Source organism: Winogradskyella flava (assembly GCF_014243395.1).
Lineage (GTDB): Bacteria > Bacteroidota > Bacteroidia > Flavobacteriales > Flavobacteriaceae > Winogradskyella > Winogradskyella flava.
In genome coordinates, this window is sequence record NZ_JACLCP010000002.1 from 455,797 (window position 1) to 481,611 (window position 25,815).

Annotated in this window: 21 protein-coding genes and 4 tRNA genes; 13 read left to right on the plus strand and 12 right to left on the minus strand. The window is 35.9% G+C overall.

The window, feature by feature from the left end; translation table 11 throughout:
* Positions 1-49: 49 nt before the first annotated feature.
* The gene (locus H7F21_RS09165) at positions 50-1,693 is read left to right on the plus strand and encodes an acyl-CoA carboxylase subunit beta (RefSeq protein ID WP_185788971.1); all 1,644 of its coding nucleotides are present in this window, start codon (positions 50-52) and stop codon (positions 1,691-1,693) included.
* Between the two features lies 1 nt (position 1,694).
* Positions 1,695-2,972 (plus strand): MFS transporter, encoded by a 1,278-nt coding sequence (locus H7F21_RS09170; protein ID WP_185788972.1) that lies wholly within the window; start codon positions 1,695-1,697, stop codon positions 2,970-2,972.
* Here the strand turns inward: H7F21_RS09170 and H7F21_RS09175 are convergent.
* From H7F21_RS09175 to H7F21_RS09200, 6 genes are all read right to left on the minus strand, one after another.
* Positions 2,969-4,306, minus strand: coding sequence for a M24 family metallopeptidase (locus tag H7F21_RS09175; RefSeq protein WP_185788973.1), 1,338 nt, complete (start codon positions 4,304-4,306; stop codon positions 2,969-2,971). The two genes, H7F21_RS09170 and H7F21_RS09175, sit on opposite strands and share 4 nt — an antisense overlap.
* Positions 4,307-4,401: 95 nt before the next feature.
* Positions 4,402-4,584, minus strand: a complete 183-nt coding sequence (locus tag H7F21_RS09180) for a hypothetical protein (protein WP_185788974.1) — start codon at positions 4,582-4,584, stop codon at positions 4,402-4,404.
* A 113-nt stretch (positions 4,585-4,697) separates the two neighbouring features.
* Positions 4,698-5,561: an N-acetylglucosamine kinase gene (locus tag H7F21_RS09185; RefSeq protein WP_185788975.1), complete on the minus strand. Its 864-nt coding sequence runs from the start codon at positions 5,559-5,561 to the stop codon at positions 4,698-4,700.
* A gap of 73 nt (positions 5,562-5,634) precedes the next feature.
* Entirely contained in the window at positions 5,635-6,636 is a 1,002-nt protein-coding gene (gap, locus tag H7F21_RS09190) for a type I glyceraldehyde-3-phosphate dehydrogenase (RefSeq protein ID WP_185788976.1), read from the minus strand.
* 32 nt (positions 6,637-6,668) lie between these two features.
* The gene (gene pfkA / locus H7F21_RS09195) at positions 6,669-7,655 is read right to left on the minus strand and encodes a 6-phosphofructokinase (RefSeq protein ID WP_185788977.1); all 987 of its coding nucleotides are present in this window, start codon (positions 7,653-7,655) and stop codon (positions 6,669-6,671) included.
* Between the two features lie 138 nt (positions 7,656-7,793).
* Complete coding sequence (locus H7F21_RS09200) at positions 7,794-12,218, minus strand: translocation/assembly module TamB domain-containing protein (RefSeq protein WP_343067589.1); 4,425 nt, start codon at positions 12,216-12,218, stop codon at positions 7,794-7,796.
* A gap of 151 nt (positions 12,219-12,369) precedes the next feature.
* On the opposite strand from H7F21_RS09200, the gene tsaD reads away from it, so the two are divergent.
* Genes tsaD through H7F21_RS09215 form a run of 3 tightly spaced genes read left to right on the plus strand, consistent with a single transcriptional unit; the run spans position 12,370 to position 14,480 of the window.
* Entirely contained in the window at positions 12,370-13,392 is a 1,023-nt protein-coding gene (gene tsaD / locus H7F21_RS09205; RefSeq protein WP_185788978.1) for a tRNA (adenosine(37)-N6)-threonylcarbamoyltransferase complex transferase subunit TsaD, read from the plus strand.
* A gap of 7 nt (positions 13,393-13,399) precedes the next feature.
* Positions 13,400-13,771 (plus strand): hypothetical protein, encoded by a 372-nt coding sequence (locus tag H7F21_RS09210; RefSeq protein ID WP_185788979.1) that lies wholly within the window; start codon positions 13,400-13,402, stop codon positions 13,769-13,771.
* Between the two features lie 4 nt (positions 13,772-13,775).
* Positions 13,776-14,480 (plus strand): 16S rRNA (uracil(1498)-N(3))-methyltransferase, encoded by a 705-nt coding sequence (locus tag H7F21_RS09215; RefSeq protein ID WP_185788980.1) that lies wholly within the window; start codon positions 13,776-13,778, stop codon positions 14,478-14,480.
* Here H7F21_RS09215 and H7F21_RS09220 read toward each other — a convergent pair whose 3' ends face one another.
* On the minus strand, positions 14,481-15,206 hold the full coding sequence (locus tag H7F21_RS09220; protein WP_185788981.1) for a DUF1223 domain-containing protein: 726 nt from the start codon (positions 15,204-15,206) through the stop codon (positions 14,481-14,483). It abuts the gene before it with no gap.
* A gap of 76 nt (positions 15,207-15,282) precedes the next feature.
* Between H7F21_RS09220 and H7F21_RS09225 the strand changes: the two genes are divergently transcribed.
* The 4 genes from H7F21_RS09225 to H7F21_RS09240 all read left to right on the plus strand — a co-directional run bounded on the left by H7F21_RS09225 (position 15,283) and on the right by H7F21_RS09240 (position 18,937).
* Positions 15,283-15,903, plus strand: coding sequence for a DUF4159 domain-containing protein (locus H7F21_RS09225; protein ID WP_246431462.1), 621 nt, complete (start codon positions 15,283-15,285; stop codon positions 15,901-15,903).
* Between the two features lie 178 nt (positions 15,904-16,081).
* On the plus strand, positions 16,082-16,624 hold the full coding sequence (locus H7F21_RS09230) for a TrmH family RNA methyltransferase (RefSeq protein ID WP_343067591.1): 543 nt from the start codon (positions 16,082-16,084) through the stop codon (positions 16,622-16,624).
* 38 nt (positions 16,625-16,662) lie between these two features.
* Positions 16,663-17,751 (plus strand): AI-2E family transporter, encoded by a 1,089-nt coding sequence (locus H7F21_RS09235; protein WP_185788983.1) that lies wholly within the window; start codon positions 16,663-16,665, stop codon positions 17,749-17,751.
* A 7-nt stretch (positions 17,752-17,758) separates the two neighbouring features.
* Positions 17,759-18,937: a class I SAM-dependent methyltransferase gene (locus H7F21_RS09240; RefSeq protein ID WP_185788984.1), complete on the plus strand. Its 1,179-nt coding sequence runs from the start codon at positions 17,759-17,761 to the stop codon at positions 18,935-18,937.
* Here the strand turns inward: H7F21_RS09240 and H7F21_RS09245 are convergent.
* The 5 genes from H7F21_RS09245 to H7F21_RS09265 form a co-directional block, all read right to left on the minus strand.
* Positions 18,927-19,337 (minus strand): hypothetical protein, encoded by a 411-nt coding sequence (locus tag H7F21_RS09245; protein WP_185788985.1) that lies wholly within the window; start codon positions 19,335-19,337, stop codon positions 18,927-18,929. The genes H7F21_RS09240 and H7F21_RS09245 overlap by 11 nt on opposite strands.
* A gap of 120 nt (positions 19,338-19,457) precedes the next feature.
* Positions 19,458-20,108: a ligase-associated DNA damage response endonuclease PdeM gene (gene pdeM / locus H7F21_RS09250; protein WP_185788986.1), complete on the minus strand. Its 651-nt coding sequence runs from the start codon at positions 20,106-20,108 to the stop codon at positions 19,458-19,460.
* Position 20,109: 1 nt separating this feature from the next.
* Positions 20,110-22,563: a ligase-associated DNA damage response DEXH box helicase gene (locus H7F21_RS09255; RefSeq protein WP_281397769.1), complete on the minus strand. Its 2,454-nt coding sequence runs from the start codon at positions 22,561-22,563 to the stop codon at positions 20,110-20,112.
* Positions 22,560-24,149, minus strand: coding sequence for an ATP-dependent DNA ligase (locus tag H7F21_RS09260; RefSeq protein ID WP_185788987.1), 1,590 nt, complete (start codon positions 24,147-24,149; stop codon positions 22,560-22,562). The genes H7F21_RS09255 and H7F21_RS09260 overlap by 4 nt, the downstream gene beginning before the upstream one ends.
* Complete coding sequence (locus tag H7F21_RS09265) at positions 24,146-25,183, minus strand: ligase-associated DNA damage response exonuclease (RefSeq protein ID WP_185788988.1); 1,038 nt, start codon at positions 25,181-25,183, stop codon at positions 24,146-24,148. The genes H7F21_RS09260 and H7F21_RS09265 overlap by 4 nt, the downstream gene beginning before the upstream one ends.
* A 226-nt stretch (positions 25,184-25,409) precedes the next feature.
* Here H7F21_RS09265 and H7F21_RS09270 point away from each other — a divergent pair.
* The 4 genes from H7F21_RS09270 to H7F21_RS09285 all read left to right on the plus strand — a co-directional run bounded on the left by H7F21_RS09270 (position 25,410) and on the right by H7F21_RS09285 (position 25,804).
* Positions 25,410-25,493 (plus strand) — tRNA-Ser (locus H7F21_RS09270).
* Between the two features lie 25 nt (positions 25,494-25,518).
* Positions 25,519-25,593, plus strand: a tRNA-Pro gene (locus tag H7F21_RS09275).
* Positions 25,594-25,616: 23 nt separating this feature from the next.
* Positions 25,617-25,690, plus strand: a tRNA-Arg gene (locus tag H7F21_RS09280).
* 39 nt (positions 25,691-25,729) lie between these two features.
* Positions 25,730-25,804, plus strand: a tRNA-Pro gene (locus H7F21_RS09285).
* Positions 25,805-25,815: the final 11 nt, after the last annotated feature.

Here is a 25,815-nt window from a genome sequence, read left to right on the forward strand (position 1 = left end):
AAATATTACATTCAATTTCAAAATATATCCACTTTCGTGGGCAATGCATATGGATATCAAATTCAATAAAAACGAAGATCATAATAAACTTCTAGTCTCCGATTTAAAAAAACGTCTAGCTAAGGTGAAACTCGGTGGTGGAGAGAATAGTATAGAAAAGCACCGTGGTAAGGGAAAAATGACCGCTCGTGACCGTATCGACTATTTATTAGACCCAAAATCTAAATCCATAGAAATTGGTGCTTTTGCAGGAGAAGATATGTATAAAGCGTATGGAGGATGTCCATCTGGCGGTGTTGTTATAAAAATAGGATACGTAAAAGGTAAACAATGTATAGTTGTAGCTAATGATGCTACAGTTAAAGCAGGTGCCTGGTTTCCAATTACAGGTAAAAAGAATTTAAGAGCTCAAGAGATTGCTATAGAAAATCGCTTACCAATTATCTACCTTGTTGATAGTGCTGGCGTTTTTCTACCAATGCAAGACGAAATTTTCCCAGATAAAGAACATTTTGGACGCATCTTTAGAAACAATGCAGTTATGAGCAGTATGGGAATAACCCAAATTGCGGCTGTTATGGGTAGCTGTGTCGCCGGTGGTGCCTACTTGCCTATAATGAGTGATGAAGCACTTATCGTTGACAAAACAGGAAGTATTTTTCTAGCTGGAAGTTATTTGGTCAAGGCTGCTATTGGCGAGACTATTGATAATGAAACCCTAGGTGGCGCCACAACACATTGTGAAATTTCTGGTGTAACAGACTACAAGGCTAAAGATGATAAGGATGCCCTTGATAAAATTAAGAACATCGTAGACAAGATCGGTGATTTTGATAAAGCAGGCTACAATAGAATTAAAGCCAGTAAGCCCGAAGAAAATCCAGATGATATTTATGGAATTCTGCCTAAAAGTAGGGCCGATCAATACGACATGAATGACATCATAAAACGTTTGGTTGATAATTCAGAATTTGAAGAGTATAAAGCTGGCTACGGACGAACTATTATTACTGGTTATGCGCGCATAGATGGTTGGGCCGTTGGCATCGTGGCCAACCAAAGACATATAGTAAAGACCAAAGGTGCTAAGACCAAACCAAGCGAAATGCAATTCGGAGGTGTGATTTATAACGATTCTGCCGATAAGGCTACACGTTTTATTGCTAATTGTAACCAAAAGAAAATTCCATTAGTGTTTTTACAAGATGTTACAGGCTTTATGGTTGGAAGCAAATCGGAGCATGGAGGCATCATTAAGGATGGTGCAAAAATGGTAAATGCCGTGAGTAATTCTGTAGTGCCAAAATTCACGATTGTTATTGGAAATAGTTATGGCGCGGGAAATTATGCCATGTGTGGTAAGGCTTATGATCCCAGATTGATTGTGGCATGGCCAAGTGCAGAATTAGCTGTAATGAGTGGGAACTCTGCTGCCAAAGTCTTATTGCAGATTGAAACGGCTTCACTTAAAAAGAAAGGCGAAACCATTACAAAAGAAAAGGAAGAAGAACTATTCAACAAAATAAAGGACAGATACGATAATCAAGTGTCCCCATATTACGCCGCAGCTCGACTTTGGACTGATGGTGTCATTGATCCTCTAGACACGAGAACTTGGATTAGCATGGGAATCGAAGCAGCCAACCACGCTCCTATTGAAAGACCTTTTAATTTAGGGGTGTTGCAAGTCTAAGATGCAACAAGACACCAATCAAAAACAGCCTCTGTATGTTATAATATTATTGATATTAGCAGCAGAGGCTGTTTTTATTTTGCCCTTTGTTTTACAACGTATTTTTAGAACAACTTTCCTAGAGTCTTTCGATATAAGTCAGACTGAGTTGGGAAGTTGTTTTTCAGTTTACGGTACCGTAGCCTTAGTGTCTTATTTATTTGGCGGACCACTAGCAGATCGATTTAAACCCAATATATTGATGTCCGTAGCTCTAATGCTTACTGCATTGGGCGGATTTTATTTAGCAACTTATCCATCGCTTTCTCATCTTCATTTTCTCTACGGTTTTTGGGGGTTTACAACAATATTTTTATTCTGGGCAGCTATGATAAAAGCGACTAGAATTTGGGGAGGTAAAGACAAACAAGGTATCGCTTTCGGGTTTTTGGATGGAGGACGAGGTTTGGTTGCTGCTTTATTTGGGTCTGTTGGCGTTTTAATTTTTTCATTATTCATTACAAAAGATATCGAACTCACATCAATTGAAGAACGGCGCATTGCATTTAAGGAAGTGATAACATATACTTCCATTGCAATAATGTTTATAGGCATTATTGTCTTTTTCCTTTTGAAGTTCTCTGAAGTAGAAAAGATAAATTCTGAAAAGCCATCGAAATTATTGACTTTAGATAATTTTAAATTAGTCATGAAGTTTAAAGCCGTTTGGTTACTCATGATTATCATTCTGTGCGCTTACTACGGTTATAAAATGACAGATCTTTTTAGCCAATATGCTGAACAGGTCATGAACTACAATAAGATTGAGGCTGCTAAAGTTGGCACTTATTTATTATATATGCGACCAGTCATTGGTGTAGTCATTGGTTTATTAGCAGATAGAACTAGAGCTTCCATTTGGATTGTTGTTGGATTTCTATTAATGACCATAACTAGTCTTATTTTTTACCTTGGAATTATTAATGATTCCAAAACACTTCTCTTTATACTTTCAATTGGGACGATGGCTTTAGGGGTCTACTCCGCTCGTGTTTTATATTTTGCAACGTTAGAAGAAGCTAAAATTCCATTAGCAGTAACAGGAACTGCTGTCGGCTTTATATCAATAGTGGGTTATACACCAGATATTTTTGCAGGTTTATTAATGGGTTATTTCTTGGACGCTAATGAAGGGGCTTTAGGCTTACGGCATGCCTTTGGTGTGATGGGAGTATTTACATTCGTTGGATTAGTAGCTTCGTATTTATTTTATAGGCATTCGATATCAAAATCTGTTTAGTTCCCTTGATGTTCCTTTATCCTAGGAATGGTCAACAACTTTGTTTGGCGACCATTGACATACCTAAATCCGTTAGCTCCCCAAAACCCTGCTTCTTCGAGCATTATTCTAATATCACGTTTCCATTCTGGGATGGTCACGGTGGTATTCAATTCAATAGCATACACCGTATTTTCATGTAATGGATAATCACCCGTTACTGGCACTCCACCTTGAGCATCCCACATGCCTAAGGTTGTACCAGAACTATGTCCATAAGTCCCCAATGGATGTGTATAAATAGCCGGTCGTAGACCTTCTGCATTACCTTGTGCTAAAGATTCTTTTAAAACAGTATTCCCCGTCTTTTCTGTTTCAAAATTATTAGTGAAAATATCCTGAACTCTGTTACCATCTTTTAGAGCGTCTTGCAGAAATTTTGGAGGTTCAGTTTCGTTGGGCTTTAATACATATGCCAATTCCTGGCAATCCGTATTCAATCGCAAATAGGTAATTCCGAAATCACAGTGCAATAAATCTCCTGGCAAAATCACCATATCCTCTGGCCTATTGGAAAAGGCATACAAATGATTTCCTAATTCTTCCGCCGTACGTTGTACATCTACTGTGGGGTGAAACCATGTTTCTAGCCCTAAATTTGTTACTTTATCTCGCATCCACCACTCGACATCAGTTGTTGTGGTAACCCCTGGAGTTATTACTTTTTCAGAAAAGGCTTCCGCAATAATATCGTGGGTAATATCGACCAACTGGTTGTAGATGATCATCTCTTTTTCTGTGCGAGTCTCTATCCAGCCGATAGCCAATTTCTCCGCCGACTTAACTCTCGAACTATACTTCTTAGGTAGGTTAGACATGAATGCTTCATAATCGGTTTTAACAATGCCATCACAAATATTGAAAGAATCAGAGTAATTTAACCCTATGGACTTTGGGTTTCTTTCCTCTATTAGCTGTATTAAACGCTTCCATTGATTAGGTTCTTTCTCTTTATCCCAAGCAGATACGACGTTTTCACCAAAATTATATCTAGCTACAGCTAACTTTTCGATAGTAGCCTTTTGCTTATTTCTATAGAAAACGAGAATAGTTCGCCGCCTTGCATTGAGCCAAGTTGCAGGAAGCATCGTTTTTAGCACAGGATCTTCATTATATTCTCTTGAAATAAGGATCCACATATCAAAGCCAGTATCGTCCATTAGCTTTGGTAGCAAATTATCAAATCTATCTTTCAGCATCTCATCTACAACTTCTGCACGTTGGCGTTCTGGCAAAATCTGCTGAGCATTGAGATTGATACAAATGATGAATAAGAGGATGGATAGACCTTTCATAATGGATATAAAATTAGAATTACTAAAATACCGAAATAATAGGCATAAAAAAAGAGCGCATTTAGCACTCTTCAATTTATATATTTTTATCCAATTTAGTGAGATAGACCCTCTCTTTTGGCTTTCTTTTCTTCTCTGATTTCTTTAAAACGTTCTATTGCCGAACCAAATACCCAATAAGGAATTACGAAAGTTAAAAGGAAAATCATTAACCAAAACCCTATCGTTAATATCGTTAAGAATGCTAAAAATCCTAAATATTGATCAAATTCGAACATAATTACGTTTCATTTTTAATGCAGCACAAAGATATAACCAAATAATAAGTTTTACAATAGCAAAAATGAGATTTATTAACATGAAATAAACATTCTCAAATATCTATTGAGAACTAGATATTCTTTACATGATACTCGACTAAACCATCTATTGGTCGTCTTACAAAATTACCAACTTTAAAACCATACTCTTCTGCCACTTCCCTAATTTCTTCTTGCGAAAAATAAGCTATCGACCCTGCAAAATGCACTGGGACTCCTGTGTTAAGTTCTTCTTTAAACTGCAGAATCATATGCTCAGTAAATTGGCGCAATCCTCTTTTGATTAAATTTTTAATATAATCTGAATCTTTATTCAAAAACATAAATTCGGCATGATTTGCCAAATATGCGTTGGGATTCGGCTGCTTATAAAGATTATATTTAATATAATCAGCTTCTAAATTATGTTTATGGTCGAACGCCAATTTTAAATCATGAGGCATTACATTAAAATAATAATCCCTAATTAATTCCTTGCCATAATAATTGCCACTTGCTTCGTCCATTAACGTGTATCCTAAACTCAAAACACGTTGATGAAGTTTTTCACCATCAAAATAACTACAGTTAGATCCCGTACCCAAAATACAAACCACTGATGCCTCATCATTAGTATTAATACATGCTCTAACTGCCGCCATGGTATCTTCTTGAACTTCAACCTTGGCATTAGGAAATATGCCCTCCAAAATTGCTTTTAGTATAAGCCTTGGATTCTCAGTTCCACATCCTGCGCCATAGAAAAACACATAAGTTACCTCATCACTCATGGCCATGAGTTCATTACTCTTTCTTATGATCTTGTTTAGTTTTTTTTCACTAAGTATTGCTGGATTTAAGCCTTTAGTTCTAATTTTCTGAGTCTTAAGGTTTCCTTTCTCATCTATTGCAATCCAGTCGCATTTCGTAGAACCGCCATCTGTAATTAAAATCATGGTGATAAAAAATTAAAAATTCCGTAGGTATGACCAATTCACAATCCTACGGAATTCCTGAATTAATAATGTCTTACAAGTTGTTGACCTTTTGAGCTAAGTCAACCATTTTATTAGAATATCCAAACTCATTATCGTACCAAGATACTAGTTTGAAGAATTTAGAATTTAATTCTATTGCAGAATCAGCATCAAAAACGCTAGTTCTTTCTTCACTTACAAAATCCTGGGAAACGACAGCTTCTTCGGTATAACCTAAAACACCTTTCATAGAACCGCTAGCAGCATTTTTCATAGCCGCTTTTATCTCAGCTAAAGAAGTGTCTTTTTTAGTTTTAACTGTTAAATCCACAACAGAAACATCCACAGTTGGTACTCTAAATGCCATACCCGTTAATTTCCCATCTAATTCAGGGATAACCTTACCTACTGCTTTAGCAGCACCTGTTGATGTTGGAATGATATTATTCAATGCACTACGTCCTAAGCGGTAGTTTTTTCGCGACGGAGAATCTACTGTATACTGCGTAGAAGTTGCCGCATGAATTGTCGTCATTAAAGCTTCCTCAATTCCAAAATTATCTTCTATAACCTTAGCGATAGGTGCTAAACAGTTTGTGGTACATGATGCATTAGATACAATAGTGTGATTTGCTGTTAATTTATCATCATTCACGCCCATTACAAACATTGGCGCGTCTTTACTTGGTGCAGAAATCACTACTTTCTTAGCGCCACCGTCAATATGGTACTGAGCCGTTTCTAGTGTTGTGAAAATACCTGTACACTCCGCAACAACATCTGCTCCAGCGTCATCCCATTTTAAGTTTTTTGGATCTCTTTCTGCTGTTACTCTAATCGTCTTTCCATCAACAACCAAGTTGCCGTCTTTTATTTGAATATCTCCATCGAATCTGCCATGCACAGAATCGTATTTTAACAAATATGCTAGATGTTCTACATCTAATAAATCGTTGATTGCAACGACATCAACGTCCGAACGTTTTACTGTTGCTCTAAATACTATTCTCCCTATTCTACCGAATCCGTTGATTCCTAATTTTAAATTTGACATCTTTTCTATTAATTAATTTTAAGTGTTCTTTTTTAAATTGTCATTATATCTGAAACTCTTAAAAGTTCCATATTTATCTTTGATTTTCCTTTAACAGCCTGATCGAAAGGTGTTAAATCAATAATATCATTCTTAAGACCAACCATGTAATTACTTTTACCGGTTATTAAGCCCTCCACTGCTTTTACGCCCATTCTACTTGCCAAGACACGGTCAAAACAAGATGGCGAACCACCTCGCTGCATATGGCCAAGTACAGAAACACGTACTTCGTACTCTGTCATGTTCTCTTCAACATAATCGGCTAGTTCAAAAACATTCTTACCGATTTTATCTCCTTCAGCAACCACAACAATACTTGACGATTTACCAGATTGCTTACTTCGACGAAGCGACTCTAATAGCCTGTCTAATCCTAAATCTTCTTCTGGTATTAAGATTTCCTCTGCACCAGCCCCGACTCCTACATTTAATGCGATATGACCTACATCACGTCCCATGACTTCGATAAAGAATAATCTATTATGAGAACTTGCCGTATCCCTAATTTTATCTATGGCTTCTACAGCTGTGTTTAACGCAGTATCGTATCCAAGTGTGTGGGTCGTTCCTACAATGTCGTTATCTATTGTACCAGGAATACCCATTACAGGAAAATCAAATTCTTGATTAAAAATCATCGCACCTGTAAAACTACCATCACCACCTACGACTACAAAAGCATCTATACCAGCTTTCCTTAATTGGTCATAAGCCTTTTGTCTTCCTTCTTTTGTTCTAAATTCTTTAGATCGTGCTGATTTTAGAATGGTTCCTCCCTTATTGATAATGCCTTTAACACTACGTGCATCCATTTTTTCGAAATCACCATCTATCATTCCTTCATAGCCTCTGTATATACCAAAACATTCAATATCGTGAAATGCACATGCCCTAACGACAGATCTGATGGCTGCATTCATTCCAGGTGCATCTCCACCAGAAGTTAAAACGCCTATTTTTTTAATTGTATGTAGCATTGTAACAATTTATTTTACAGTAAATTTACTAAACAATACATACAATAATATGACTATTGTTATAAAAAAAGGAAACGAAAAACAATTCAAACGTTTTCGTTAATAAGTATTTTAATAAAAAGAAGATTTAGGCTGTAATTAAGACTTCGTTTTTGTCTTTGTCTTCTTCATTGTGATGTAATCCGGCATAAAATCATCCTCGTCTACAGTTTTATTTTCTTCTTCCTTTTTAGCCTGATCGTCTTTTTTGTTTTTTCGAGAAAAAATAATATCAATCAATTCTTTAAAGGTGTCAAATTCTACATTGTACGATAGACCGATACCTTGCGTATAACCAATCTCTTCACCGAAATTTCTAATCACGTTTTCTCTATTGAATACCTTGGCGCGTAATGTACCATCGTCATTTAGCAGCCAATCGATTTGAACATCACCAGTTATTGTGGTCTGAGCTGCTGAACCAAATGGCACGCCAACCTTACCATTCACTAAAATTTTATCAGATATTTTAGTTTGTAATGTTAGACCCACACTGCTATTAGTCTGAAGTTCAGGTGTGTCTTGACCCAACTCTAAATCTACACCTACTTGTAAATCGCCATTATCACCACCTAATAGATTATTAACAATACCGCTAAGACGCTCTGCTATGGTTCCATTAAAATCAAGCCCTCCACTAACACCACTTGCAAAGCTACCTGTAGCCAAGAATATTAAAGCTTGGTTATCGCGTTCATCTTTAGAGGATAGTCTATAATCCAACTCCGACTTCACTGCAGAAGACACCGTAGGGAATCTAAAATCGAATTGCGGTTCTGGCTGTTCCAATTGACCTGTAAGACCAATCTCAACCTCTACATCAATACTTTGATTTATCGGGTTATCAAGTAGTACTGATGGATTGGCTTTTCCTTTATAAATAGCCTTTAAGTTAATTTGAGCTTTTAAGGGATCTCCTTCCCATTCTATACTACCACCTGGTTCCACATCAAATCTTTTTTCTACGAGCCCGCGATATTTAAAATTATAGGTCCCTTCGAACACCGTAAAATCGCCCCACATATCAAAAGTACCATTGGTATTAATGAAAAATCCTAAGTTCCCTTCTCCTTTTCCTTTTATAGTACTTCCAGAATCTTTGTCAATAACAATTTCGATGGTGGCGTTTTGGTTAACGTTAAGATCAAACTTAAGTTCAAGTCCCTTAACTTCTATTTCTTGTACTACCTCTCCATTTATTCTTGCTGCTTTTTCGTCAGGGCTTAAAAAATGGATAAATGAATTGTCTCCAAAACTTTCGGAATCATTTAGCGGTATGTTAAACACTGTACCTGGAGCTGTACTCCCATCAACCGTAATAACTAACTGATCGGTTGGCCCATCAATTTCTGCAGAACCAGACACGAAAGCTGTTCCGTAGTACAACTCATCCTCTGACTCCTCTGTGTTTAGTACCAATAGGCGATCGGTATCTAAATCCAATCCTAATTTCCAATCAGAGAAGTTATCATGCTCAATATAACCATTAAGATAGCCTTGAGAAAAATACTCTGAATCTGTCATTGCCACATTATTGAAAACGAATCGCTGGTTCTTCAGGGTGACTTTAGAATCAAAATCAAAACCATAATCGACATTTAAATAAGGTATGGATAATCCTGCACGATCTAACAGCAATTCACCATCAATACTTGGCTTTTTTAAACTACCCGTTACCTTTGCGCTTCCAGACACCAAACCTCTTATATTATTAATTACACCTTCGCCCAAAGGATTTAAAGGATCGAGTAAAAACTCTTCAAAGGCAACATCCAAATCGATTTTTGGATTAGTAGTTGCGATATCAATAGAACCCTTTGCGGATAACGATGTAAGATTATCATTTACCAAGGAAACATCTACATTGTAATTGGTTATTGAATTTTTACCTTCTACAATCGCTGATAGGCTTCCTAAATCATAGTCATTTACAAATAAGTCACTGATTATAACATCCGACTTAGGTAAATACACGCCATTATTTTGGACAACATCCAACTTACCATTGACCACGCCTTTTAGAGCCAAACTATCTATTCTCGGTGTTATCTTTACCAGCTGCACGTCGTTAAAGTCTACATTGATATTCTTATTTGTTGTGCCCTCGATAATCCCTGAAAGCTTTATCTCTTCATCACCTTGATTCAAAATAATAGGCGAAATATCAAAAGACTTGAACTTACGATCAAAACGTACTTTATTTAAGGTATCCTTTTCCGAATTTACAAACCAGTCATAACCCTTAAAACGAACTTCGGACTTTCTAAAACCAACAATGGATTTATTGTCTTTATCTATTGTATAGAAAAGGTTAAGATTAAAATTATCACGATTATTTTTACCGCCTTTAAATTCTGATTTTATAAGAAGTGTATCTCTCCTAGTTACATTTATGAGCGTGAAATCTGATGTATTGTAAACACCAGTATTAAGACTATCTACTTCTATAAATGTATTGAAAATAGGATTGCTGTTATTAATATTAACATTGATATTGTTTGCAAAATACTCTTTAAACTTAATTTCCGGAGAATTAAATGTAAGTTCAAATCCGCGTTCGTCAGTTTCAATACGACCTTCAATAAATGTATTTTTCCCTAAGATTAAATCCTTGTAGAAAACAGCAGCAATTTTGGAATAAATATTGAATTTAAAATCCATATACTGACCTTCCTCCACATCATTTGGCACATAGTTGGTGTAAATGCTTCCAACAGAATTTTCAATCAACTTTGGCAAATCCTCTATCTTAAACTTACCCGTAACTTTCCCATTAATTATATCTGGAGAATTAATAGATATCGTACGTTCTTCATCTTTAAATGAGGATACAATATCAAAGTCTTCGAAACTATACCTGCCATCTTGATTTTTATAAGTCGTATTTGCAATATTAATGGTACCATCTGCATTATCGAAGCTGGAACCAGTTGCACTAATATTTACCAAACCTCTAAATTCCGAAATATTATCCCTAGTAACGAAATTCAATGTGTTGAGATCTGCGTAACCAACATTCGCCTTAAAATCGAACTTTTTTAACTCCTCAGAAAAATCAACCAAACCATTGAAGTCCAATTGCAAATTAGGATCATCAGCTTTTAAAACACCATTAAAAACCTTGTTACCTAAATCACCAGACACATTAATACCTCGGTAGGTATAATCGTTATACTCCAAACTGAAAACATCACCTTTTATATCTGTTCTCAGGTTAGCTAAAGTGAACCCTTTTCCATCGACATCCACATTTGCAGACACAAGCTTCGCCTTAGGGTCATTGATTAGTGTTCCAATATCAAATTCATCAAATATTACATTACCAATATAACTTGCGTTATCAATGTTATCAATCTCAGTCAATTCCAAGTCGGACTTAACAAAACCTAAATCCGTATTTATTTCAATATTGGCATCAATACGTTTTTCAGTGATATAAGATGATCCTTTGATTTTGAAATTTCCAACATTAGACAACACCGATGGTATAGCGTTTCCCAGAATCCTTGGCAATAACGCTGTTAAATCATAATAATTTGAAGCTAAATTTTGAAATCTACCATCTAAAGCAAAGCTCTCATCATCCTTACCAAACAAGTTTTTAAAGGTGATTTCGCCAATGATTCTTGTATTCCGTGTTGTACTAACATTGAGGTTTTTAGCTTCCAGATTATTAAGCGTCCCTGATAAATCAGCATTTAGACTAGCACGCTGATTCGTGCCGAATTCATCAAAAAACACATTAAGTTCAGTCAATGAAACTTCAGAATCATTAAAGCTTGCCGTTACGTTTACTTTATCTACAAAGTCTTTGAGATCCTCTCGTTCATAATCAAATCTTAAATCCCCTTTTAGCTCAGACCCTTTGGTTTTAATATTTAAATCACCAAAAATCATGTGGGTTAGCGTATATTCAAAATTTGCCATTAAATTATCTACAGCTATACCTCTACTGTCCTTAAAACTGAACTTATTGATTCGTGAACTTACGTCTGGCCCATTGATTAAGAAGTTGGTGGTATTGGCATTAAGGTCAGTAAACTCGAAAATTTTAGGAACTTCCTTATTTTCATCAATTAATCTAAAAATGCCATTCTCTATAGAAACATCACTTGAGGACAATAAAAATTTACTTGGACCTTGCCTAGGATTGTCATCATCAAATTTATCTACAAAAACATCTAGATTCGTATCCTCTGCTCCTTTATAAGTCTTCAGATTAAACACCAAATCCTGAATGTCAATATCACCAAAATTTAATTTGCTATTGTAGAGATTCTGAAAACTGATTATAGAACTGTTAAGCTCGCCAATACTGACTAGTGTATCTTTTTTGTAATCTCTTATCAAGATTTCCTTAAACTCAATATCGCCATTAAGCTGAAGACCCACTTTACCAATATTAATATCGGTTTTAAAATCATTATTTAATCTTTGGGTGGCATATTGACCGAGTTTAGTCTGTACAGCAGGAATTCCGAGAATTAAAAATACAATAAGAAACAAGAGTAGAATTATACCCACTATTTTTCCTATTATTTTGAGAACTCTTTTGATAAAAAATGACGCTTAAAATTGATGAAATCTTCATTACCTTTGGCACATACAATACGATGTTATATCATACCTTAGACTATATCTGGTAAAATTAACAATTATTGTGCCTAATACCCTTATGACAAAAGAAAATATTTACATACTTGGTATTGAATCCTCATGTGATGATACTTCGGCCGCTTTACTATGTAACGATAAAATTTTAAGCAATGTTGTTGCAGATCAAAAAATACATGCAGAGTATGGTGGTGTGGTACCAGAGTTGGCCTCAAGAGCACATCAACAAAATATTGTTCCTGTGGTGCATCAAGCACTGGAACAAGCTAATATTTCCAAAGATCAGTTAAGTGCTATAGCCTTTACCCGAGGACCTGGATTAATGGGTTCGCTTCTTGTCGGGACATCCTTTGCAAAATCCTTAGCTTATGGACTGGATATTCCCTTGATTGATGTTAACCATATGCAAGCCCATATTTTGGCACATTTTATTAACGAGGATAGTCATGAAAAACCATCGTTTCCATTTCTGGCCATGACCATTTCAGGAGGCCATACACAAATTGTTAGAGTAAATAACTATTTCGAAATGGAAGTTTTGGGCGAAACCATTGATGACGCTGTTGGAGAGGCCTATGATAAAAGTGGAAAAGTTTTAGGTTTAGGTTACCCTGCAGGTCCAGAAATAGACAGAAGAGCGCAACTTGGTAATCCTAAAGCTTATAAATTCACTAAGCCAAAAGTCGATGGGTTGAACTTTAGCTTTTCAGGATTAAAAACCGGAATACTTTATTTTGTGCAACGTGAGACCAAGACCAATCCAGATTTTGTAAATGAAAACTTGAATGATATCTGTGCGTCGATTCAATACACAATTATTGGAATTCTCATGGATAAATTAAAATCAGCAGTAAAGCAAACTGGTATTAAACATATTGCCATTGGCGGAGGGGTTTCGGCAAACTCAGGCATTAGAAAAGCCCTTAAAGATGCCGAACGCAAACATGGATGGACAACTTACATTCCAAAGTTTGAATACACCACAGATAATGCTGCCATGATTGCCATTGTAGGATATTTAAAATACTTGAATGAGGATTTTTCTGATTTTGATGTGATGGCAACAGCGAGATTAAAAATATAGTGGTAAAATGATTCTAAAAATAGTATATATATCAAATGTTTTAGTAGCAGGTTGGATAGGCATTACATCCTTGTTCTACCCAAAAACAGCCGTGAGTTCTATATTTGAAAATGTTTACTCAAACTCAGAATATATTCGATTGGTTGGCGCTCTTTGGTTGAGTATTGCTATACTATCCTTATTTGGTCTTTTTAGGCCATTTAATTTTTCACCTGTGCTCTTATTACAATTAATTTATAAAGGCTCTTGGCTTTTGGTTGTTGCCCTACCCGCTATGTTAAATCAAGATCCATACCCAAAAGGAATGGCTTTCTTTTTTATAGCTTGGGTGTTAGTATTACCGTTTATAATTCCTTGGAAGTATTTATTTCAAAACTAATTGTATGCAACTATTCTATAACTCAAATATTTCTGAAAACGATAAAACGTTTAGTTTCGACAAGGATGAAAGCCGGCATATTGTAAAAGTACTGCGTAAAAAAGTTGGTGACCACTTGCATCTTACTAATGGAAAAGGTTATTTATTTCAAGCTGAATTGACGCTCACAGATATGAAACACTGCTCTGCACATATTATATCGAGCAGTCTACAACCAAAACGGAACTGCAATTTGCACTTAGCTGTGGCTCCAACAAAAATAAATGATCGTTATGAATGGTTTTTAGAAAAAGCTACTGAAATCGGTATTGAAGAAATCACTCCTATCATTTGTGACAATAGTGAGCGTAAGGTGGTAAAGCTAGAACGTTTTGAGAAAATTGTACAATCTGCTATGAAGCAATCTTTACAGTGTTACTTACCGAAACTGAACTCACCTATGTCCTTTAAAGATTTTATAAATCAAGACATTACTAGTCAAAAGTTTATAGCGCATTGTGAAGACACCGATAAAAAATCATTGAAATCTCAACTCAAAGCAAATGAAAACTACATCATACTCATTGGACCTGAAGGTGATTTTAGTGTTAAGGAAATCGAGCAAGCAATTCAAAATAACTTTAATCCTATAACTTTGGGTAACACAAGATTAAGAACCGAAACTGCAGCTATAGTTGCCTGTCATACAGTATCCTTAGTAAACGACTAATTACAATGCCTTTTGGGCAGCTCCTAAAATATCAAAAGTCTTATTTTCAATAATAAGAATCAAAGACAGTTCATCCTTATCTGTTATAATTTTTGGCAGCGTAATAGAACCTAATCCAGAATTATCTTTAAGCTTAAATCGTAGTTCATTAACAACGATATTAGTGTTTATCAATTCCTTATTTCTGTTTTCGCCCCGTTTTACAGAAGTTTTGCGTTCATTGATAACCAAAACAGTTCTTATATATTTGTCTTTTATTTCACCATCAACTGTATAACCAAATCTAACCAAACTTTCAGATTTTGAAACATTAGACAATTGAACCTTATTGTCATTACTCTTTTTTGAATATTCAGCTATTTTCCGGTGTACCAGTCGCTTATCAGAACCAACAATATGTTCTTTCCCATTGATGACTAATTGAGGTGTATATATAGTGCTACTATTAAATTTGGTAGCATATAGACTTTGCTTTTCTGCGTAAGTGGACTTACTAAAAGGATCTTTCCAGCCTATATAATCCCAATAATCTACATGATAGGATAAGGCAATGACCTTATCGCTCTTTACCTCATCTAAATACTTATCTGCAGGTGGACAGCTTGAGCAACCTTGAGAAGTGAAGAGCTCAAGAACGACTATATTATCTGAAGCCTGAGTTTTATTATTCAAGGAGGAAAAGAAAATTACTGGAATTATAAATAATGTTAATACTACAGACTTCATGGTATTTCTTTTTTAAATTTACATCATGATTACTAAGTCGAAAAATATACGTCCACTTACAATATTTGTTGGAATTATGATGAGTTTAACAAGTAATTCAGTACTTGCCCAAGACGTTGCAGTACTAAAATACAAAGGTGGTGGCGATTGGTACAGTAACCCAACAGCATTGCCAAATTTGGTGAAATATTGCAATGATAATATTGATACCAACATTAATGAGAATATTCAAACCGTTGAAGTTGGCAGTACTGATATTTTTCAATTCCCATTGTTACACATGACAGGTCATGGTAATGTTTTTTTTGATGATGGTGATGCTGAAAACTTAAGAAAGTACTTGATTTCTGGAGGTTTCTTGCATATTGATGATAATTATGGGATGGAGCCCTATATCACTAAAGAGCTTAAAAAAGTATTTCCGAATAACGAATTAAAAGAAATACCTAAAGACCATGAAATTTTCAATTCGGTATATACATTCACTAATGGTTTACCTAAAATCCATGAGCATGATGGCAAGGCTTCTCAAGCGTTTGGTATTTTCCATGAAGGACGATTAGTGCTGCTTTTTACTTTTGAAAGTGATTTGGGAGATGGTTGGGAAGACCAAGAAGTACACAATGACCCTGAAGATGTGCGTGAAAAAGCCCTTAAAATGGGAGCAAATATTGTGAAATATGCTTTTGAGAATTAGTGACTAATAATGAAGAAGTTTTCAATAAAACATAAAATTATAGCAATAATGCTAGGCTTAGCCTTTACATGTCAATCTATGGGTGAAATAAACTGGCATACTTACACTACTGGTATCGATAGCTACCACTATAATTGTGGCTGCTTTGGATGTTATCCAACGCATTTAGCTGTCAAATGTGACTTTAAGAAGTATCATTTTAACTTGTATTAATTTCGTGCAACTCACCCACTATACTTCAAACTTTAAAAAGCAAAAACACCCAATCACTTTAGTTTGTGATAACATTACCAACGCACCAAATATTGGTAGCTTATTTCGTATTGCAGATGCTTTTAATATAGACGAACTCATTTTTTGTAGTGATAATATGTCATTAGGAAAGCGAATGTTAAAAACCTCACGCTCAACAGAAAAGTATGTTAGGCACAAGATAGACCAGAATATTGATGCCGTAGTAGAGCATTTAAAACGTACCAATCACTATATAATCGCCTTGGAAATTACTGAGAATAGTAAAGACTTGAGCACGTTTACTTTAGCATCTAAGCAACCATTAGCTCTTATTCTTGGCGACGAGAACTTTGGTGTATCTGAAGCTATTCTCAAACAAAGTGATGCCATTGTGCACATTAACATGTATGGCAACAATAGTAGCATGAATGTAGTGCAAGCAGCGAGCATAATGCTTTACGAAATCACAAAACAACTTAATTCTTAAAATTTGTCTTGCTGAATATATTTCAGCATCTTTGAAATATGAAGTCAAAAATCATAGCAAATGGTATTCTTAGAGCCATAGGCATTCTACTCGCCATAGCCTTGGTATTAGTTTTTCTATATAAAATTCAGTCTGTTATTGTCTATATCGCCGTGGCGGCAGTAATTTCCCTCATAGGACGACCAATAGTACTTTTTCTAAGACGTAAGCTTAAATTCAATAATACTGTAGCTGTAGTTGTTACAATGGTACTTTTTATTGGTTTACTCGCAGGATTAATCGGTATGTTTATTCCTTTAATTGCAGATCAAGGTCAAAAATTGTCACTACTGGATCTTCAACAATTAGAAAGTAATGTTGAGAATCTTTATCAACAGATCATTACCTATTTTGAATTTAATAATATCGATGTCGAGCAATCCATAAAAGACTCTAACCTCTTGTCAAAACTAGATTTCTCGCTAATCCCCAACTTTTTCAATGATTTGGTAAGTGGCTTGGGCAGCTTTAGTATTGGTTTATTTTCAGTTCTATTTATTTCCTTTTTCTTTCTAAAAGATAGCAGATTGTTTGAGGACGGTATTATGACTTTTGTTCCCAAAGGCAATGAAATGCGCACCAAACGTTCATTTACCAAGATAAAAGACTTGTTATCGCGCTATTTCGTTGGACTCATCTTCCAAATTTTAATATTGTTTGTTGTATATACTATCGTGTTATTAATCTTTGGAATTGACAACGCCGTGGTGATTGCCTTTTTGTGCGCATTGTTGAATTTAGTACCTTACGTTGGGCCTTTAGTAAGTGGTTTTCTTATGCTTTTATTAAGCATGTCTAGTAACCTCGGAGAAAGTTTTAGCGACGTAATTTTGCCAAAAACTACTTATGTCATGATCGGTTTTATCATAGCTCAGTTGATTGATAATTTCTTTAGTCAACCATTTATATTCTCTAAAAGTGTCAAATCACATCCACTGGAAATTTTCCTAATTATCATTATTGCAGGCATCTTATTTGGCATAGCTGGAATGATTGTAGCCGTACCGGCTTACACGGCCATAAAGGTTATTTTGAAAGAGTTTTTATCGGAATACAAGGTCGTAAACAAGCTCACTAAAGACTTATAGTATTAATTTGAATAATTCAATTTTAAATATTGAAATTCAGGAGTATATAAGAAATAATATTAATTCAAATATTTCCGATTTACTTTTAAAAGGTGTCCCTTTCAATGATATCGATCCAAAAGTAATTATCGAACAACTTGAAGCTAAACAACGTAGTAAAAAAAAACTTCCTACTTGGTTTGAGACCGAAAACATTTATTATTCAAACAAGCTAAATATTGAGCAGACCTCTTCCGAAATTACAGCAAATTACAAAGCCAATTTAGCTCACGGGAAGTCGTTAATAGATCTTACCGGTGGCTTTGGTATTGACACTTTCTATTTCTCTAAGCGACTTGAGCATGTGACACATTGCGAAATTAATACGGAGCTTTCAAACATAGCAAAGCACAACTTTGAAGTATTAGAAGCTACAAATATTGAGTGTTTAAATACAAATGGAATCGATGCGCTAAAACAAACAGACAAACCATTCGATTGGATTTATGTAGATCCTTCAAGAAGAGATGACAATAAAAGAAAAGTATTCTTATTATCAGATTGTACTCCTAATGTAAAAACATTTCAAGGCTTATTTTTAAAATATGCTAAACGTGTAATGGTTAAAACATCACCATTACTCGATATAAAAGCGACACTAAAAGATTTGAAGTTTGTAAAAGAACTGCACGTTATAGCTGTTAACAACGAAGTAAAAGAGTTATTATGGATCTTAGAAAGAGATTTTGAAAACACTGTTTCCGTTAAAACCATCAATATCCAAAAAGAAAAAACACAAACATTTGAGTACAACATTAAAGAAGAGCAGCTCACGGAGGCAGAACTTAGGGAGCCTCTAGCCTATTTGTACGAACCCAATGTGGCTATCTTAAAAGCTGGCGCATTCAATGTAATAAGCACAAAACTAAAACTGCAAAAACTACATAAGCACTCTCATCTTTACACGTCAAAAGAACTTATTGAATTTCCTGGTAGACGATTTAAAATTGTAAAAGAACTTCCTTTCAATAAGAAAGCATTTACAAAAGAAAACATTTCTAAGGCCAATGTTGCAACTCGTAATTTTCCTTTATCAGTGTCTGACATTAGAAAGAAATTGAAGTTGAAAGACGGTGGAAATACCTATCTGTTTTTTACAACAGATAAAAGGCATTCAAAAGTAATTCTGGTATGCGCTAAAGCATAATTGGTGTATATGATACAATCTGGTTGGTAGCATCAATTTCAATATCAAAAGCCATACAGGTATTCATTTGTAGAACAACCTTATCATCCTGAACTCCAGTTTGATTACTCTTTACTGAAAACAGAACTTCTCCCTGAGGAAAACTTGCCCAAGATGTTGTTGTATTTGCTGGTATGTTAGGTATATCTACTAATACCGTACCATCATTTGCCAAAACGATTAAATCAAATGGAATCGTTCCATTATTGACTACACGAGTAATTGGGTCATCATCCACACAAGGAGGTTGATTTTGCTCAAATAAAAGACTATCAATCTGAACATCATTCTCATTTGAGTCTGCTGTACAAGTAAATAGTACCAATGCCATTAAAGGCATGAATCTAAGTAGGTTTTTCATCGGTCCATAGTTTATTAGAAAGAAGAAAACTTTCCTCTTTCAATCAATTTGGGACAACAAACATAGAAAAGAAAACAATATGCTCGACAAAAAGAATGATTTATTCGATGAAATGCATTATTATTCAAACTTAAAAATCGAAGAATCCGTAAATGCATAACAGACAGCTCCATCAGGTTTTGATTTAGTATTCAGTCCTGTAAAGAGACTAAATGCTGGAAGAATGAGTTGATTTGAAGCGACTTGGTAGCAAGGTAATTTTAATTTCTGTTTACCTTTCCCTTTAATTAAAACACCAGGATGTGTATGGCCTGAAATCGTAAACGTCTCAGGATATTTTGCAGAATGCTCATGAATAAAGATAAATGGTTCCGAGACCAATGCTGTTTCTACTCGGATATTAAAATCATCCATAAGACGCTTAGACAAGCTATCGTGATTCCCTCTAATTAAAACCAATTGTAAATCCTCAAATTGAGAGTGCCAATTCTTAAAGGTTGACATATCTATATTAAACTCGGCATGAAATAAATCACCAACAATGAGTAGTTGTTCAGCTTTGAAATGAGTAACTAGTTGTTGGAGGCGTTCTAAATCCTTTTGAAGAATATCATCTGGCATGGGTATGCCGTGTCGTCTAAAATGAGCCGTTTTTCCTATATGGACATCAGATAAGATTAACGCCTTTTGACTATCCCAATAAATTGCACGCTGATTGGTGAGTGTTAGGACTTCGTTTTTTATCGTTATATGTTCTGTAACAATATTCAATCTAGTCAATTTTAAAAGCTTGTTCTTTAATACGCTGAATGCGCTTATCTAAGTTTTCGTTACTCATAGTACCTCGCAAACTATCCACTTTAAGCGGAAAACTCAATGGTGTAAACGATTTAGCGCGTTTTACAATAATCTTACTATTTGAAATGCGTTCAAAAGCCTTTTGTAATCGTGCTTCTTCCAACTGTTGATTAAAAACCTCAGTATATGCTTGACGTAACAATAAATTATCGGGCTCATAGTCTTCTAAAACTCGAAATATCAATCCGGATGAGGATTGCAAACTCTTATTGTTCTTTCGTGTCCCAGGTTGCGACTGCACAACCAAACCTGCTATCACGGCAATATCCCTAAACTTTCGTGATGCCATTTCAGAAGCGTTGATACTCGCAATGACATCATCCATTAAACTCTCTTTGCTTAATAAGGCTTCGATATTCTCTTTAGATATTGGAATCGGTTGGTCACTTAGCAATTCAAATCCATAATCATTCATGGCAATAGTAAATGTTAATGGCTTAAGCTTGCTTATGCGGTAAGCCATTAATGCCGAAAACACTTCATGAACCAATCTCCCCTCAAAAGGATACATAAATAAATGATGACCGTCTTTAGTTTCTATTAATTCTACTAAAAACTCATCGGCTTTGGGAATGTGTGAATGGGAGTCTTGCCGACTTACGAGAGGGTTTAAAAATCGTAATTCTCTTTCTAAGCGTCCAGGTTCTAGTGCATCAGATAATTTTAGCCTTAAATAATGACTTAAGTGAGACGTTAAAGGTAAGCGTCCGCCCAGCCAACTTGGAGATACTGCTTTTTTGGCCTTACTACGTCTTACCAAAACGGTCATATCCTTAATCTGAACCAATTCTAAAACTCGACCTGCAAGAATAAAACTTTCACCTGGTTTTAATTTCGAAACAAAGAATTCCTCAATCATGCCAATATATCCGCCTGAAAAATACTTTACCTTGAGATTTACCTCACTGACAATAGCACCAATATTCATGCGGTGCAACATACTAATACGTCGGCTTTTTACTTTATATGTCCCATCATCATCTAAAACTACCTTGTGAAACTCTTCATAAGAACTCAAGGTCTTTCCACCTTTAGTTATAAACTGCAAACACCATCTCCAATCGTCTTCAGTTAAGTAATGAAAGGCATATACGCTTTTAACTCTTTTGAATAATTCCTCTGCATCAAAACCCTCACCAACGGCTAAGGTGACCATAAACTGTACTAATACATCAATAGTCAACACCATTGGGTCTCTAGATTCCATCTGCTTATCCTTAATGGCTTCTTTGAGTGCAGAAACCTCAACTAATTCCAACGAATGCGTAGGTACAAAATAAATTTTTGAACGCTCAAAAGGGGAATGACCACTGCGACCTGCACGTTGCATAAAACGCGCTATACCCTTAACAGAACCGATTTGAATCACGCAATCTACAGGCTTAAAGTCCACGCCTAAATCCAATGATGAGGTACAAACCACAGCTTTAAGATAACCTGAAGCAATGTTATCTTCAATCCAGTTGCGCAATTTCTTATCTATTGAACCATGGTGTATCGCCAGAAGACCAGCCAAATCGGGTTGGGCATTCAATAATACTTGATACCATAATTCAGCTTGACCTCTAGTATTTGTGAATATCAGAGTAGTGGTGTTGGAGGCTATAATTGGTAATATCTTATCGACCATTTTTGCGCCCAAATGCCCGGCCCAAGGCAACACTTCAATTTCATCTGGCAGCACTGAAATGATATCTAGTTTCTTCTTTTGTTTAGCGGTGATCTGCGTGACTTTCAAATCTCGATGTGGCAATAGGACAGACTTTGCTTCTTCTAAATTTCCTATGGTTGCTGTAATTCCCCAAACTCGAAGTTTAGGTGCATAATGCCTTAATTGCGATATGGCAAGCTCAGTAAGAACACCACGTTTATTTCCCAAAAGCTCGTGCCACTCATCTACGGCAACACACTTTATATTTTTAAACCATCTTGAATTCTTCTTTTGAGAAAATAACAAGTGCATAGTCTCAGGCGTGGTCAATAATACATCTGGCATCAAGCGTTCTTGTTTACGTCTAGTTGCTGTTGGTGTATCACCATTTCGAACTTGTACTGACCAATCTAACCCAATATCGTCCACAGCTTCCGTCATGGCTTTTGCCAAGTCTTTAGCCAATGAACGTAGTGGGCTTATCCAGAGTAATTTCAAGCCTGTTGGATACTTTTTAGGCTCATTCAGATAGTCAATAACAACCGCTAAAAACACTGAAAATGTCTTACCAAAACCTGTCGGAGCAATAACCATTCCCGAATAACCATTAGCATAGCGTTGCCAAGTTTGCAATTGGAAGGGGAAAGGTGCATGACCTTTTTCCGCCATCCAATTGTTAATGATGCTTAAACCGTCACTGTCTCTAAATTGACTCAAGGTGCTGTAATTAGTTTTTTAACGGTTTCAATGGTATCAATCTCATCTACTGGTTTATCTTTTCGCCACCTAGCAATTCTGGGGAACCGTAAAGCTACTCCAGATTTATGGCGATTACTTAGTGCGATACCTTCAAAAGCAATTTCGAAAACCAATTCTGGCTTCACCGTTCTAACTGGTCCAAATTTTTCAATAGCATTTTTATTTACCCATTGCGATATTTCCGTAATTTCTTTATCAGTTAATCCAGAATAGGCTTTTGCTACAGTTACCAAGGCATCATCTTTTTTAACTGCAAAAGTATAGTCTGTATATTTCGAACTGCGCCTCCCACTCCCCTTTTGGGCATAAATCATTACGGCGTCAATAGTTAGTGGATCTACTTTCCATTTCCACCAATCCCCTTTTTTTCGACCTGTATGATATGGCGACTTTTTCTGTTTCAACATTAAACCCTCACTATTAATAGCTCTAGAATTATCTCGAATGTCATAAAGCGCATCCCATTGACTAAAATCGACCAAGAAAGAAAGTTGAATATGCTCTGGCAAAGCCACTGAATTAAAAATGGACTCTAAACGTTTTCTTCGCTCTTTAAAAGGTCGTTCTCTAATATCATTACCATTATATTCTAGAATATCATACGCATAAAACCCAATGGGTACTTCATCCAACAATTTCTTTGTGACGTTCTTACGATTTAACCGTTTCTGCAAATCATTGAATAACAACACATCATTGTCTTTCATGGCCAAAATTTCGCCATCAATCACAAAGTCGTCTGTAAAGTTAGACATAGCTTCAATCAGTTCTGGAAACTGACTAGTCACCAATTCCTCTCCACGTGACCAAATATAAATTTCTTTGTTTCTCTTGACAATTTGCCCACGAATACCATCCCATTTCTGCTCCACAATCCAATCATTAGGTTCACCTAATTCTGGTAAATCTTTTTCTAATGCATAGGCCAAGCAAAATGGATAAGGCTTTGAATTGTCATAGTTGATGTGTTTGCCATGAATCAATTCTTCGAAAGTAATATTATCCACGTCCCAATTACCAATGATGCTATGCATCAATTGATTGGCATCTATATTAGTGAGTTTGGCCAAGGCATTGACTAATGTTTTTTTGGATACACCTATTCTGAAACTTCCACCTATAAGTTTGTTAAAAATAAGTCTCTCTTGCTGATCCAGTCCAGACCAGGCCTCCAATACGAAAGCTTTTTTATCTTGCTCAGATTTTGATTTTAAAGCTCTTAGTTCGGACATCCACTCATTAAGGCTCAAATCTAAATGATGTGTAGGTTTTGGCAATAACAACGCCAGAGTTTCTCCTAAATCACCGACAGTACTGTAGCTTTCCAAAAACAACCATTCTGGAAGATTTGTGATTTCCATACACCATGCTTTCATTAAAGTGGTCTTTACTGGTCGTGATGGTCGTTTTCCTGTAAATAAAGCAATTAACCACAATTTGTCCTTATCTGGTGCTGTATTGAAATAATTTACCAAAGCATCAATCTTTGCATTGGTCTTGTTCGTTATTTCTATTGAGCTAATTAAATTTGAGAACTGATTCATTTCGTCTCAATATTTTCAGTTTCCTTTTCGGCTTTTGCTAAGGCTTCATCGCCATATTCGGTTTTAAGCTCGTCCGCTTTAATTCCGATTTCATTTAAGTATTTAGAAAATACGGCTTGCGAACCATGTGTAACATATACTTGCTCCGCTTCTGTGGCTTTTATTGCAGAGATTAAGCCATTCCAATCTGCATGGTCACTGACAACAAAACCAGCATCAACAGCTTGCCAACGCCTATTACCACGTATTTGCATCCAACCCGAGCAAATCGCTGTTGCAGCATTTGGCACACGTTTGAGCATACGCGAACCCAATAAAGCTGGCGGCGCTATTATAATTTTATTCTGAAGCGTTTTCTTATCGAGCTCGGCAGACCATAATTTAGTCTCCGGTAATTCTATGCCAGAATTAGAAATAGCTTCATTTAAATTATGAATCGCGCGATGTACGTAGACGTCATCACAACCGTCTAACAATGACATCAAACGCTGTGCTTTTCCTAGTGAATATCCTAAAAACACAGAGGTTCTATTGTTCTCTTGATTGGTCTTGACCCAACTTTGTAATTCTGCCTGCAGTTCTTTTTCAGATTTCCAGTTGTAAATTGGCAGTCCAAAAGTACTTTCTGTAATAAACGTATGGCATTTTATAGGTTCATAAGGAACTGAAATAAAGTCTGGTTGGGTTTTATAATCGCCTGAAAACACGACCACAAAGCCTTTATATTCTAGACGGATTTGTGATGAACCAATAACATGCCCAGCAGGATGAAAACTTAGCTCAACACCATTTATAGTTATGGAATGGTTATACGGAATACTTTCTGTTTTTATATCAGTCCCTAAACGATGCTTTAAAATAGTTTTAGAATCATCAGTACATAAATAACGTTTCATTCCCCAACGGGCGTGATCTGCATGTCCGTGAGAAATAACTGCATAATCCACAGGATACCAAGGATCTAAATAGAATTTTCCTTGAGGACAATAGATTCCTTTTTTTGTAAATTTAATGAGTTGGTTTTCTTGTGACATGCCTTTACGAAGCTATTGAAAAATAGAAATTGTTAGTAGTAAAATAAAGTTAAATTTTAATGAATAAGAAAATCGAGCAACAAAATCACAACACGATTCTAGAAATGTTTATCTAACTTAAAATATCTTGATAATTTCAAATAAAAAACTCTAAAAAATTGTTGCGTTCTTTAATATGAAAAGTTACATTTGCATCCGCAATTTCAAGCAACGTTCTTAAAATATTGGAGAGGTGCCAGAGTGGTAATGGAGCAGATTGCTAATCTGTCAACGCGTAAGTGTTGCCCGGGTTCGAATCCCGGTCTCTCCGCAATATTAAAATGATAACCAATTTTCGGGGTGTAGCGTAGCCCGGTTATCGCGCCGCGTTTGGGACGCGGAGGTCGCAGGTTCGAATCCTGCCACCCCGACTTTTTAGAGTTTTGCTCTAAATGGTGGCATAGCTCAGCTGGATAGAGCACCTGCCTTCTAAGCAGGCGGTCCTAGGTTCGAATCCTAGTGCCATCACAAAAAACCTTACTAGAAATAGTAGGGTTTTATTGTTTGCGGGATGTGGCGCAGTCCGGTTAGCGCACTCGGCTGGGGGCCGAGAGGTCGCAGGTTCAAATCCTGTCATCCCGACAAGCTAAAGT

Bases quoted from the DNA above. Each gene is read 5' to 3' on its own strand.
- H7F21_RS09165 (WP_185788971.1), top strand. From the start codon at position 50: ATGGATATCAAATTCAATAAAAACGAAGATCATAATAAACTTCTAGTC.
- H7F21_RS09170 (WP_185788972.1), top strand. From the start codon at position 1,695: ATGCAACAAGACACCAATCAAAAACAGCCTCTGTATGTTATAATATTA.
- H7F21_RS09175 (WP_185788973.1), bottom strand. From the start codon at position 4,306: ATGAAAGGTCTATCCATCCTCTTATTCATCATTTGTATCAATCTCAAT.
- H7F21_RS09180 (WP_185788974.1), bottom strand. From the start codon at position 4,584: ATGTTCGAATTTGATCAATATTTAGGATTTTTAGCATTCTTAACGATA.
- H7F21_RS09185 (WP_185788975.1), bottom strand. From the start codon at position 5,561: ATGATTTTAATTACAGATGGCGGTTCTACGAAATGCGACTGGATTGCA.
- gap (WP_185788976.1), bottom strand. From the start codon at position 6,636: ATGTCAAATTTAAAATTAGGAATCAACGGATTCGGTAGAATAGGGAGA.
- pfkA (WP_185788977.1), bottom strand. From the start codon at position 7,655: ATGCTACATACAATTAAAAAAATAGGCGTTTTAACTTCTGGTGGAGAT.
- tsaD (WP_185788978.1), top strand. From the start codon at position 12,370: ATGACAAAAGAAAATATTTACATACTTGGTATTGAATCCTCATGTGAT.
- H7F21_RS09210 (WP_185788979.1), top strand. From the start codon at position 13,400: ATGATTCTAAAAATAGTATATATATCAAATGTTTTAGTAGCAGGTTGG.
- H7F21_RS09215 (WP_185788980.1), top strand. From the start codon at position 13,776: ATGCAACTATTCTATAACTCAAATATTTCTGAAAACGATAAAACGTTT.
- H7F21_RS09220 (WP_185788981.1), bottom strand. From the start codon at position 15,206: ATGAAGTCTGTAGTATTAACATTATTTATAATTCCAGTAATTTTCTTT.
- H7F21_RS09225 (WP_246431462.1), top strand. From the start codon at position 15,283: ATGATGAGTTTAACAAGTAATTCAGTACTTGCCCAAGACGTTGCAGTA.
- H7F21_RS09235 (WP_185788983.1), top strand. From the start codon at position 16,663: ATGAAGTCAAAAATCATAGCAAATGGTATTCTTAGAGCCATAGGCATT.
- H7F21_RS09245 (WP_185788985.1), bottom strand. From the start codon at position 19,337: ATGAAAAACCTACTTAGATTCATGCCTTTAATGGCATTGGTACTATTT.
- H7F21_RS09260 (WP_185788987.1), bottom strand. From the start codon at position 24,149: ATGAATCAGTTCTCAAATTTAATTAGCTCAATAGAAATAACGAACAAG.
- H7F21_RS09265 (WP_185788988.1), bottom strand. From the start codon at position 25,183: ATGTCACAAGAAAACCAACTCATTAAATTTACAAAAAAAGGAATCTAT.